Source organism: Vibrio sp. V31_P5A7T61 (assembly GCF_009904895.1).
Classification (GTDB): Bacteria; Pseudomonadota; Gammaproteobacteria; order Enterobacterales; family Vibrionaceae; genus Vibrio; species Vibrio metschnikovii.
This window is the reverse complement of sequence record NZ_WXWI01000020.1, coordinates 21,806-35,133: the sequence shown is the minus strand read 5'-3', so window position 1 is coordinate 35,133 and position 13,328 is coordinate 21,806. Positions and strand designations below refer to the sequence as shown.

Below are 13,328 nucleotides of genomic sequence, written 5' to 3'. Positions count from 1 at the left end.
ATACACTACATCGGCAAGAAGTAGACAATTAATTATATAAAACGATGAGAAAAAACATAATGTTATTCAAAAATAGCGTTGATTTTTTGTTAACTCACGCAAAAATAATGCTCAACAAACAGAGAAAAATGGCCTTAGTAAAATATGGTTACTCTATTTCACATTTAGTAACGAGCGTAGCCATTCAAGCAGGAAGAAGACAGCTAACAAGAAAAGAAAAAGCTAGGTCTTTTACACCTAGCTTTTGTGATATTAAGCCTACTGACATTGTTAGATATTAATTTGCAGACGAAATCATAACCACCACTAATCAATTGTACAACCGCTATTTACCTCAAGATTACTAGGAAAGTGCATCATCAGTAAGCTTTGTCATCAAACGGCTCACTTGCTCTGCGGTAGCCGCAGGCCAAGACTTGGCAATGCCAGAAACACCATGATTGGCAAAAGCATTAACACGTAGTTGAAAAGCCGCCTCCTTAGCTGACTGTAACTGTTGTAACTGATTTAAATATTGCGCTAATGACTCGCTATATAGGTCATAGTCTGTTTTATCGGGTATGAGTAATAAACGCACTTCGCTTAATTTGCCATGCTCAGCCAGAAAGTGTAACGACCGTTTAACGGGCACATTGCTATGCCCAGTTAATTGATAATGACACCTTTCATGCCATGCTTTTAAATCGATCATTGCCCCGTCCATCCAAGGCAACAAGCTTTGCCAGTGCTTGAGCGAAAGACTGCCATTACTATCGAGTAAACAAGTCAATGATGACAGTTCGGGTATGGTTTTCACCGCTTTAAATAGCTCGCGAACAAATTTGATTTGTAAACTCGCCTCACCACCACTGAGAGTAATGCCGGTAATGAAGTGTCGCCGCTGCCAGATCTGCTCAACAGCGTCAAACACTGTCATCGCTTGAGAATCTTCACTACAGCGAGCAATCGTTTGCGGATTATGACAAGCCGGGCAGCGATAATTACAGCCTTGGAGAAAAAACACCAAGCGGTTGCCGGGCCCATCGACCACAGAATAAGGCAGCAATCGAGCAACTTGCCCCGTTATTGAGCGTTGGATCGTTATCTCATCATTATGCGAAATCACTGTGGTCGGCATTACTCACCTGCAATAAATTCATGACTCACCACTCTTGGTGCTCGTTGAGTGACTTTTGTTTCGGTGTACGCTTCAGCGCCAAGCGCCGTTGTATTCGTGCGAGAGCCTTGTTGATAATACGCTTCTAAGTCCGATTTTTTTACCATATAGCCAGTAATTCTCACTAAATCATTTCCGTGAGTATTAGCCGTAAACTCCCTCATTCCATGAGCGAAAGCGCCTAAGCAGAGATCGGTTAACGCCTGAGGATTGGCTTTAATGGTTTCGTCTAGAGTTAAAATCTCACTGACTCCAGAAGGATAGTAAGCGTGCTGCGGTGCTAAGGCTAATAAATGGCTAACCGGATCTGGCTCTTGACCATAACGAATTCGAATTCCTGGTGTGGTCTGCGTATCAATGGATAGCCCACCTTGCGAATGCAGTAAAGCTCGATTGGCTAAGCCATAAGTGACTGGCGTTTTAGTGACAATGTCACTTAAAGTTTGGCTGATCGTTAATGCGAGTTGGTTAGAAGCAAGGTCGCGCCCATATTCTGCCTTACCCAATAATAAATGATTGACCGCTTCAGCCATGCCATAAACACCAAACATTGGCGCAAAGCGAGCTTCTTCAATCAGCCCTTCTGTGACTAAAAAGCCTTGAAAAAAGTTGGATTGTTGATGTAAAAAACGGCAACGCTGCTCAATCAACTCATACATCAAGTGGCAATAATAAGGCAGCGTATGATTTAAGAACGTATCGATATTTTGTGCTTGTTCAGCAACGGCTTTAAGATTCAAGCGTACCAAGGTATTTGCACCGCCACGAACAGGCAAGGCGTTATAACAACTGACAATGCCGAAACTAGGTTGCACATTTTGCTCAACAAAGAAGACTTGATGTAAAGGCCAATTCGCTATATGTGGTTTACTGCAGTGGATAATATTATCCGTTGCTTGACGAAGTAAGCTGTTTGGCGTGCGCTCTGGGTCGTACATGAGTGTTAAATTAGGAGCAACTTGTTGTAATTCAGCATCGATTTTTAACACCATGCGACAAACACGATTATCCTCTGGGCCAATATTCGCATGCATAAAGGCATCGGGAAGCGTTCTATCTAATTGAATCCAAAAACGTTTTAAGGAACGGTAAAGATGCTCGTCAGTCACATCATCGCAATAAGGTAGCAACAGTTGATCAAGGTAGCCCAAGAATACCGGCATATTGGTCACTGAGGGTACATGATGATACAACACCATTAATTTCATTAATGCATCATCAAAATCTTCTGCAGGGGTTAATTCTAAATAGCGCGAACCTTGAGTTAAAAAGCGTTGATAATCAGGTAAGACATAACGAGGTTTAAACGGTGCATGGCCCTCATACATATCACAAATAATGCCTTGCTCCATCGCCTCAATTAATTCTGGGCTGCGAGAGACATAAGGTAAACTGGCTTCTGCTTGAGCCGCTAAGGCGAACATTTTTTGTTTCGGATTTAAGATTGGATTGGTCACAATAGAGAAAAGATCATCGGTCATCATCGTATCCACATCGTTTACTCATCAATAACCTTATGCTACCAATGGTTTTATTAGTGGGAAAGCGGAATCAATACATAGACCATTACGATGGCTCAAAGTATGAACTGCAGCACGTATTAACTATTTTTAAAACAAAAACTTATACGATAGAGATGGTTTAATTACCCCCTTTCAGAAACCCATTCCCCGATTAGCTATCTTTATATAACCAAAATCAAACATTCTGTTTTTATCTTAAAGCCAGTATTTTTAATTGAAAATCACCTTGAGAAAGGTACAGCGTTCTTCCCAAGCAAAAAAAACAACATTTTATACAACATTATTAGCAAGATCACAGTCAATGAAACCACAAAATACTAACAAACCATACAAATTTGCTACATAATAACCAAAAGTTGACCGTTATCTCTGATGTAGAGAGACGAATTTCAAGTACATAGGATGTTGTATGAAAACCGCTCAGGCCTCAATAGACTTAATCGCACTTCGCCATAACTATTTACGTTTAAAGTCACTCTCTGGACAGCAAAAACTGATTGCTGTCATCAAAGGGGATGCCTATGGTCATGGTGCCGTCCAGTTGGCAAAAGCGCTCCCAATGGCAGATTGGTTTGCCGTAGCACGAGTCGAAGAAGCAGAAGAGCTTATCGTTAATGGGATTGATCAACCAGTCCTGCTACTGGAAGGCTGTTTCTGTGCTGACGATTTACAACGTGCCGCCGACCTCAAACTCGCAACCGTCATTCATTGTGAAGAGCAATTACGAGATTTAGAACAAAGTAACTTGGCTAACCCTATCAGCATTTGGTTGAAAATTGATACTGGAATGCATCGGCTTGGAGTTCAGCCAGAACAAGTGACAGAATATGTGCAGCGCATTGAACGAAGCGGAAAACTTAAAGGTCAACTCGGTTTTATGAGCCATTTTAGCTGTGCCGACGATCTTTCTCATCCTGCAACACTGAAACAAATCGAGTGTTTTTCAAAAGCGGCGTTTCCGTATTCCGGCCCGAAAAGTTTGGCTAACTCGGCAGGTATTTTATTTTGGCCAGAATCACAGTTCAATGTCGCCAGAGCAGGGATAGCTTTGTACGGAATTTCCCCTAGCCTTTATCATTCGGGAATAGATCACCAATTACTGCCGGTAATGACCGTCACCACACGTTTGATTGCTGTTCGTCAACATACCGCGAATCAACCTGTCGGCTATGGTGAAACTTGGTATGCAAAACGAGATACGAAAATCGGCGTTATCGCGATGGGCTATGGTGATGGTTATCCACGCTCTGCCCCAGCAGGTACGCCAGTATTTATTAATGGCCGCCAAGTGCCAATTGTCGGGCGAGTATCCATGGACATGATAACCGTAGATCTTGGGCCTGATGCGATGGATAAAGTGGGTGATAGCGTAGAAATGTGGGGAAAAAACTTACCAGTAGAAACGGTAGCCAAGCATATTGGTACCATCCCTTATGAATTAACGATTAAATTAACCAATCGCGTAGCTCGTCATTATATGGATAAAGTGGTTGAGCGTTGTACGGTATAATTTTCATTGATTGTAAAAATGACTAGTCATCCATAAACCGCTCTACGATAAAAAAAGCCATCGCGCAATGCGATGGCCTCATAGAGGTTCATGATGTACCTGATTAGCCTATCAAACCTTGTTTCGCCAAGTATTCATCGTAAGTGCCGTGGAAATCGTTGACGCCTTGTTTAGTTATTTCAATGATCCGTGTGGCAATAGAAGAAACGAATTGGCGGTCATGGGAGACAAACAGCAAAGTACCTTTGTAGTTCTCTAACGCCAAGTTCAACGCTTCAATCGATTCCATATCCATGTGGTTGGTTGGTTCATCCATCAACAAAATGTTCGGTTTTTGCATGATTAACTTACCAAATAGCATTCGACCTTGCTCACCACCAGAAATCACTTTAACCGACTTTTTGATGTCGTTTTGTGAAAACAGCATACGACCTAAAATGCCCCGTACCGTTTGCTCATCTTCCCCTTCGTTTTTCCACTGGCTCATCCAATCCAATAACGTCATATCTTCACTGAAATCATGAGCGTGATCTTGCGCGTAGAAACCGATGTGATTGTTTTCAGACCACTTGATCATGCCTGCCATCGGCTCCATTGCACCTGCTAAGGTATTGAGCATGGTTGATTTACCAATCCCGTTTTCACCGATGATGGCGATGCGCTCACCCACTTCTACCATTAAGTTAACGTTATCAAACAGAATATTATCGCCATAACCTTGCTTTAGACCTTCAACTTCTAACGCATTACGGAATAACTCTTTCTTTTGATCAAAGCGAATAAACGGAGATTGACGGCTTGATGGCTTAACCTCTTGTAGCTGAATTTTATCCAACTGCTTTTGACGCGACGTGGCTTGCTTGGCTTTTGAAGCGTTAGCAGAAAAGCGGCTCACAAAGGTTTGTAGCTCAGCGATTTGCGCCTTTTTCTTTGCGTTGTCAGCATGTAAACGATCACGAGCTTGTTCAGCGGCGCTCATGTATTCATCGTAATTACCGTGGAAAAGACGCAGCTCACCATAGTCTAAATCCGCCATATGAGTACATACGGTATTTAAAAAGTGGCGGTCGTGAGAAATAATGATCATGGTGCAGTTACGTGCCAATAGCACTTGTTCCAACCAAGCGATGGTATGCATGTCCAAGTTGTTGGTCGGTTCATCAAGCAGCATGATTTCTGGCTCGGCAAATAACACTTGCGCCAGCAAAACTCGAAGTTTCAGACCAGGAGCCACTTCACTCATTAAACCAAAATGCTGCGCTTCAGGAATGCCAAGCCCAAGTAGCAACTCTCCGGCGCGAGCTTCTGCTGAATAGCCGTCCATTTCAGCAAATTCAGTTTCAAGATCGCCCACTCGCATACCATCTTCATCGGTCATTTCCGGTAACGCATAAATGCGGTCGCGTTCTTCTTTTACTTTCCACAATTCTTTATGACCCATGATCACTGTATCGACCACGGTATAGTTCTCAAAAGCGAACTGATCCTGACCCAGCTTTGCCATCCGCTCATTGGGATCAGTGGAAACCGTACCAGAAGAGGGTTCAAGTTCACCGCTAAGGATTTTCATAAAGGTGGATTTACCACAACCGTTTGCGCCAATCAGGCCATAGCGATTGCCATTACCAAATTTAATCGAGATATTTTCAAATAATGGCTTATCGCCAAATTGCATGGTGATGTTTGCAGTCGTTAACACAAAAAATTCCAAGTTGTTGGATGATGATAAACAAAAGGTTAGTTTTACTTACCTTTAAAAAATGCCGCCGATGATAGCATTTTTTGTGACAAATATCACCCAAATTTGCAGACAAATCGTTCATCTAACAAAAATAGACAATAAGCGGTAATCAATATGAAAAATACATCCAATTTAAAATACCTTATTACTGAATAACAATAATTATTTAAAATAAGAAAGGTTAATTTTTAGTATAAACACGCTCGGGACGACCAACTTTACCGTATTCGTTTTCACTAATAATAAGTCCATGAGTGGCACAATATTCTAAATATCTCCGAGCTGTCGTTTTACTCACACCAGTATGTAGACTCACTTTTTCAACGGTAAATTTATCGCCACTATTTAAAGATAATAGACGAATAATTTTATCTAATGTTATCTGCTCTATACCTTTAGGTAGAAGGCTAACTTGCTGCTTTCTGTGCTGAATATTAAATAACTCATCAATGTATTTTTGATTTAAATTATCATAAGCTTTCATTGCATTATTGAGATCTAAATAACGTTGTAATGTTTGTTGAAATCGATCAAAAGATATAGGTTTGAGTAAATAGTCAAAACAACCAAGCTGCATTGCTTCTTGAACCGTATTTACGTCATCTGATGCTGTGATAAGTACAACATCTTGTTTTCTTTTCTTTTTCTGAGCAAGAATATCACGATATAAATCAATACCTAAACCATCCGGCAGATAGTTATCGAGTAAGATAAGCTGTGGTTGATAAGCTTGAATAATCGTGCGAGCCATCTTCTGAGACTCAGCGATCCCGACAACAGTAAATCGACTAAAACCTTGAATGATATCCAAATAAATATTAGTAATATTTACGTCATCCTCAACAATAACGATATCAATCGTTTCCATTCCTCCCTCCTGACATTATGCTAATTATTAATATAGTTGGGGATAAATACAGAAAAAATACATCCCTGAGGTTCAGCATTATCAATGTTAATAAAACCACCCGCTTGTTTTACATAGTGATCGACAAGATATAGCCCAAGACCATGATCTTTCTTATCATCTTTACGAGTCACACCTCGATTCCATATTACTTCCTTTTCCTGTATAGACAGACCACTTCCATTGTCAGACACTTCAATCAAAATATCTTGTCCTGCATCGGTAATTAAAATACCAACAGAAGGACTCTTCGTTTGATTTATTCGACATGAATCAAAGGCATTATCAATCAAATTTCCTAATACTGTACATAATTGATGATCATCTAACTTTGTTTGATTGTTACTTAACTGACAAGTGGGATCTAAACGAAAATCAATATTTAACTCTTGTGCACGTAAAGCTTTCCCTAGTAAAAATGCAGCGACTTGATTGACGCAGATAGAATGCTGAATAAAGTCTAACAGCTCTTGTTTACTCCCACTTTCATTATTAATTAATATCATTGCCTCTTGGATTTTCCCCATTTTTAACAATCCAGAAAGTGTCGTTAATTTATTAGAAAACTCATGACGAAGAACACGAAAGTTATCACTATATTGTTTAATTTGACTTAAACTTGCGGAGACCGCATACACATCATTCTGCTCACGAAAGCTCAGAACCCAACCAACAAGATTTTTATTATGTAATATGGGTTCTCGATTAGCGATAATTTGATGATGGTTTAATCGATAAAACTCATCTTTCTGTTTATCGATGAGTGAACTCTTATTATCTAACCAACTACAATCATTAAGATAATCTCTAATGTTAATATTTTCTTCTGAACAGCATGGAAGATAGCGTTTTGCTGCTGGATTTATAACAATTACCCTACCTTGTAAATCAACCGCAATAATACCCTCATAGACAGCATATAAAATAGATTGCTGAATTTCCCAAGAGAGCGAAATTTCTTCTGGTTCCATATTATTCATTTTTCTTTGTATGTGCCGAGAAAACAACCAGACTAATAATAATGAAATAGAAATTAATAATAAGGCATCAACAATCAAAGGACGAAAGTAGTCTTTAAGCCAATATTGAAACCGTGTTAACAGATAACCGACTGAAACTACACCAATAATATTACCTTGGCTATCAATAATCGGTGACTTCCCTCGTATACCATAACCTAAACTCCCTTCTCGCAAAGAAGTATACGATTCCTTTCTTAATAAAGCTCCCGCATTATCATCACCTTGCATTGGATAACCTATACGATCCGGCTCTGGATGAAATAAGCGAATACCATTTTGATCACCAATAACAATAAAGCTCGCATCAGAATAATGCATGATACGCTCAATCGCCTTGTGAATTTCTGTAATGTTTTTTGTTTCTACTAAAGTAATCAACTCTGGATCACTAGCAATATCTTGAGCTTGTAATAATGCACGAGTACGAACTTGATCATCAATAGAAGAGGATAATGCTTGATAGAATCCCCAGGCCATGTAAAGGAATTGAATTAGGAGTAAAAAAGTAAGCAATAAGAATATCTTATTACGAAAGCGTAAATGCATAAAAAAACATCGGTTTCGATTGCTATTTATCTGAATCACGTCCAGATTTTTACGCATTACCTTATACATATTCACTCATATAATTACACAACTTAGGTATTCCACAGCATACCTAAAGACAACAACTTTACTACCAGAAATTAACAAAAAAAAGGGTAAAGTCACAAAATGACTTTACCCTTTGAAATAGTTATCTTAAGCCATGTTTGAAAGGCTTTTATTTCTAAATGAGTTTATTAATGGCCAACAGATTGAAAAAATTGTCACTATCAATAGAAATTGAGTAATTCCTGATTGAACAAAAATACTGAACTCTTGATTAGAGATCCGAAATGCTTGCCTAAACGACTGTTCCATTTGGCTGCCAACAATAACAGCAAGAATCATTGGTGCAGTAGGAATAACCAGTTTGTGCATAATAAACCCAACTATACCTAATAAAATTAAGATATAAAAATCTACCACAGAATTCCCAATGGCATAGCAGCCCACGAAAGCAAGCCCTAAAACGATAGGATATAAAACATTCGCAGGGATAGCGAGCATACGAACTAAAACACCTGCTAATGGAATATTTACAAAAGCCAGAATAATATTCGCGACAAATAAACTTGCGATCAATCCCCACGCTGTTTCTGGATGCTGGGTAAATAAAAGCGGCCCAGGTTGTATTCCTAACATTAATAAGGCCCCCATCATGACTGCCGTCGTACCTGAACCAGGGATACCTAATGAGAGCATAGGAATCATCGCTCCAATGGATGCTGAGTTATTTGCTGATTCAGGAGCGGCTAGGCCTTCTATCGCACCTTTGCCAAATTCATCTTTGTTGGGTGAGAGTTGTTTCTCATTATTATAACAAAGTAACGATGCCATTGTTCCCCCTGCGCCGGGGAGTGCCCCGACAATAAAACCAACAGGGGCACTGCGTAAAATGGGCCATTTCGATCTGCGCCAATCCTCTTTACTGATCCAAATCCGTTTAAACTGAGTCTGTGCTTTTTTACTACCATCACCTAAGGTTGTCATGCTTTTCAGCACTTCTCCTAATGCATAAATGCCAATGATCACCACCAAGAAGTCAACACCTGTTTGGAGCTCAAGGGAACCAAAAGTAAAACGACTTAATCCGGATTGAGCATCAATGCCGATTGTTGCAATCGCTAACCCTATTGCCATAGAGAAGAAACCTTTCAGCATATTGCCTTTAGACATAGAAACCGTCATCGAAAGGGCGGCTAGCATTAACATAAAATATTCTGCTGGACCAAATCTAATCGCAAAGTTGGCTACAGGCTCAGCAAGAAAGGTCATGAGCACCGCAGCGATAGTACCTCCGATCAATGATGCGATTGCTGAGATAGCAAGTGCGGCTTCTGCACGCCCTTTCATTGCCATCGGATAACCATCGAAGGTTGCCGCCAAGGCAGCACCGTCTCCGGGTGTATTGATTAAAATCGAGCTACGGGAACCACCAAACATCGCCCCCATATAGATCCCTGTCATCGTAATTAATGATGCCGTAGGCCCCATGGCATAAGTCATGGGCAATAGAACGGCAACGCCCGTCGCCGGACCAAGACCCGGTAGCATGCCGATAATCGTTCCCATGATCCCACCAAGTGTTATCAGTAGAAGATAATAAGGCTGTAAAGCAATCCCAAAGCCATTAAAAAGATTCGTAAATATATCTGTCATAGTTAATTTTCCTTAACTAAAAAGTGTTCCGCTAGGTAAATTAATGGATAATAATTCATTGAAAATGAAGTAAATCCCAACAGAAAAAACCACACCAATGACTAATGATTGCTTCCAACGTTTAATACCACATGTAACCATTAACATCATCAGCATAAAAAACATCGTGCTTATAAGAAAGCCAACAGGCTCAAACATAAAAGAATACAGCAAGGAAATTAAACATGTTGATAATACCCTATATGTATTAATCTTATTTTTTGAATGCTCATCAATCGTCTTCATTATTGCTGTCATTGATGGAGAAAATCGACCACTAACGACTAATAATAATCCAATCACAATCATAAAAATCGAGATCGACAAAGGCATAATAATCGGTTCCCACTCATTACCAAATATAGGCCTTGGTAATAAATAGGCGTAACTACCATAACTTAAGCCAAAGAGAATACTGATAATACCGGTCAATCCATCCCAATTAGATTTACTATAATCTTTCATATTTATATCATCCATAAATGTACAAGAGAATAAACCAATACCTATAACGATAATTTTTATCTAGGCGATTGGTTTATTTCTGTATTGAAAATTTATATAACTCTAGAAAACTTCTTTAATCAAGGCATTGTATTGTTGATTCGTATTTTCTAAGAATGGTTGAAAATCATCAAAATCCAGATAAGCATCATCCCATCCATTGCGTTGTAATGCGGCTTTCCAGCTATCAGTATGAATCATTTTCTCTAAAGCATTACGCCAATAATTGATGGCTTCTTCTGGCATATCTTTCGGTCCAAATAAGCCACGCCAATTTTCAAAAACCACATCAATTCCCTGCTCTCTAACGGTAGGAATTTCGGCCATCATCCCTTCACCTACTCGTTTATCAGCAGTTTGAGCTAATGCTCTCAACTCACCACTTTGTATTAAACCAGCTACATCGCCTAACCCCGTTGAAATCAAATCAATGTGTCCGCCTAAAACCTGAGCAACAACTCCACCGTCTTGAAATGATATATAATCTATATTTTTTAAATTATTAATCCCAGCAGCTTTCGCCACTAAGAGAAATTGAATATGGTCCATTGAGCCAGCAGCGGATGTACCACCTATTTTAATAGACTTAGGATCTTTTTTTAGCGCCTCCATAACCTGATTAATTGAGGTATAAGGAGAATTTTTAGGCACAACAAAAGCGGCATAATCCGTAATTAAGCGCGCAATAGGGGTCGTATCTTGATAACTGTATGGTGTTAAACCGACTAAATGAGTCAGTAAGATCGGAGGAGAATAAACAGAAATTAAGTCTCCTTTACCTTTCTGACTTTGCATATAAGCCAAATTTACTGCACCTCCGCCACCGGGACGATTAATCACCGGTAGATTCGCATTAATAATCCCCTCATCTTTTAATGTCTTAGCTACGGTACGAATCGTAATATCCCATCCTCCACCCGCACCCGCTGGAGCAACCATATTAATGGTTCTTGGAGGATATGATTTCGCAAAAGCAGAGGATACCCCTAATAAAGAGCTAAGTATTATCAACCATGTTACAGAGATATATTTTATTTTATTCATCGTTCTATCCTTGTGTCTGACTTAATGTAAATTATTTTTTATAGTTTTTAATCTGGCTTATATTGTTGCTCTACTAACAATGGTTAATTAAAACAACTTATAATGTTTTCAACTTGTTTACATTAAGTGACAATAAAGTAAATTAACGAGAGGAAGGACACTTTTTACCATACCGCTTATGGTGTTTATGGTTTTTATGATGTTAATTATCCGTTACAGAGCACTCCGCGTTTTTTTGTCTCAACGACATTAGCCATCGCATTGAACGTGATAGGATTTCAGCATCATCAATTAAATGTTAGTATTAGCCCATCTGAACATACTTGTGCGGAAAGTGAATGTGTAATCCTAACTGAAGGCATACTCGTCACACATGATTAACCTTCATCAGCCTCCGCCAGTAAAACCATATCAAGAGAAATATTTCCAATGGTTAACAATAAAATTCAATGGTTTCCGGGCCACATGCACAAGGCTCGTAAAGAGATTGAAGAAGCAATTCCGCAAATTGATGTAATTATCGAGGTGCTCGATGCGCGTATTCCTTACAGTAGTGAAAACCCACTGATTTCTCAGCTCCGCGGCGATAAACCTTGTATTAAAGTACTCAATAAGCGTGATTTAGCCGATCCTGAAATGACCGAGTTGTGGATTGCTCATTTAGAGCAAGAGCAAGGGGTGAAAGCAATGGCCATCACCACCGCTAATCCTCAAGAAGTCCATCGGATTTTAGAATTGTGCCGTAAGATGGTCCCTCATCGTGAAGAGGTGGGCAAAAATGTTCGCACTATGATCATGGGTATCCCCAACGTTGGTAAATCGACCATCATTAATACCTTAGCTGGTCGAGCGATAGCCCAAACCGGTAACCAGCCGGCGGTGACACGTCGTCAACAACGGATCAATTTACAAAATGGTGTCGTGCTGTCTGATACGCCTGGTATTTTGTGGCCTAAAGTTGAAAACCCTCACAGTGGATTTCGTCTTGCTGCGACTGGCGCGATTAAAGATACCGCGATGGAATATGAGGATGTGGCTTTTTATACTGTCGAGTATCTTGCCAAACATTATGCCGATAATCTTATTGCACGCTATCAAGTTGATGGCACACCTGAATCGGATGTGGAATGGATGGAAGCCATTGGCCAAAAGCGGGGTGCTCTTCGCGCTGGTGGGCGAGTGGATTTGCATAAAGCATCGGAAATTCTCTTGCATGAACTTCGCCAAGGGGTACTGGGTAAAATTACGTTAGAACGCCCAGACATGATCCCTAATGAGTTAATCGAAGTCGAACAAGAAGAAATCCGTAAAACGGAAGAAAAAGCGAAAATTAAAGAAGAACGCCGTAAACGTTATCTACGTAATAAGCGCTAATACTCACTTCAGAACTTCTTGCATTAAAAAGTCACAACGTCACTTAAAGTTGTGACTTTTTTGTTCTTGCCTCTTATACATCTACACTTCGACTCTCAACATCCTGTGTACACAATACATAAACGTACATTCCAAGACACACCACTGAGTGACAAATCCAATCATGATTAGTAGGCTATCGAATATCTGAGATGAACACCTCTCTTTAATAAACAACCGCCCAATAATTATCTGCGGAACCTAATCACCAATTTATCATCATAC

The 13,328-nt window shown here is 39.8% G+C and carries 10 protein-coding genes; 2 read left to right on the top strand and 8 right to left on the bottom strand.

Translation table 11 applies throughout. The features are described 5' to 3' along the window. Positions 1-343 precede the first annotated feature (343 nt). Positions 344-1,117 carry a 4Fe-4S cluster-binding domain-containing protein gene (locus CAG58_RS03495; RefSeq protein WP_161426652.1) on the bottom strand — a complete coding sequence of 258 codons (774 nt, stop codon included), beginning with the start codon at positions 1,115-1,117 and terminating at the stop codon, positions 344-346. Further along, a complete protein-coding gene (locus CAG58_RS03490) occupies positions 1,117-2,640 on the bottom strand; it encodes a YjjI family glycine radical enzyme (protein WP_237665972.1) in 1,524 nt (507 codons plus the stop codon). The genes CAG58_RS03495 and CAG58_RS03490 overlap by 1 nt, the downstream gene beginning before the upstream one ends. Before the next feature lie 448 nt (positions 2,641-3,088). Between CAG58_RS03490 and alr the strand changes: the two genes are divergently transcribed. Further along, a complete protein-coding gene (gene alr, locus CAG58_RS03485; protein ID WP_161426651.1) occupies positions 3,089-4,189 on the top strand; it encodes an alanine racemase in 1,101 nt (366 codons plus the stop codon). 103 nt (positions 4,190-4,292) lie between these two features. Here the strand turns inward: alr and CAG58_RS03480 are convergent, their stop codons facing one another. The 6 genes from CAG58_RS03480 to CAG58_RS03455 all read right to left on the bottom strand — a co-directional run bounded on the left by CAG58_RS03480 (position 4,293) and on the right by CAG58_RS03455 (position 11,690). Then, a complete protein-coding gene (locus CAG58_RS03480; protein WP_161426650.1) occupies positions 4,293-5,888 on the bottom strand; it encodes an ABC-F family ATPase in 1,596 nt (531 codons plus the stop codon). Between the two features lie 223 nt (positions 5,889-6,111). Next, a complete protein-coding gene (locus CAG58_RS03475) occupies positions 6,112-6,798 on the bottom strand; it encodes a response regulator (protein WP_161429642.1) in 687 nt (228 codons plus the stop codon). Positions 6,799-6,818: 20 nt separating this feature from the next. Continuing rightward, positions 6,819-8,405: an ATP-binding protein gene (locus CAG58_RS03470; RefSeq protein ID WP_237665971.1), complete on the bottom strand. Its 1,587-nt coding sequence runs from the start codon at positions 8,403-8,405 to the stop codon at positions 6,819-6,821. A gap of 195 nt (positions 8,406-8,600) precedes the next feature. Next, positions 8,601-10,103, bottom strand: a complete 1,503-nt coding sequence (locus tag CAG58_RS03465) for a tripartite tricarboxylate transporter permease (protein ID WP_154171092.1) — start codon at positions 10,101-10,103, stop codon at positions 8,601-8,603. A gap of 12 nt (positions 10,104-10,115) precedes the next feature. Next, positions 10,116-10,607: a tripartite tricarboxylate transporter TctB family protein gene (locus tag CAG58_RS03460; RefSeq protein ID WP_158137315.1), complete on the bottom strand. Its 492-nt coding sequence runs from the start codon at positions 10,605-10,607 to the stop codon at positions 10,116-10,118. Between the two features lie 102 nt (positions 10,608-10,709). Beyond that, the gene (locus tag CAG58_RS03455; protein WP_161439695.1) at positions 10,710-11,690 is read right to left on the bottom strand and encodes a Bug family tripartite tricarboxylate transporter substrate binding protein; all 981 of its coding nucleotides are present in this window, start codon (positions 11,688-11,690) and stop codon (positions 10,710-10,712) included. A 429-nt stretch (positions 11,691-12,119) separates the two neighbouring features. On the opposite strand from CAG58_RS03455, the gene ylqF reads away from it, so the two are divergent. After that, positions 12,120-13,064: a ribosome biogenesis GTPase YlqF gene (gene ylqF, locus CAG58_RS03450; protein ID WP_154171102.1), complete on the top strand. Its 945-nt coding sequence runs from the start codon at positions 12,120-12,122 to the stop codon at positions 13,062-13,064. The last annotated feature ends 264 nt before the right edge of the window (positions 13,065-13,328 follow it).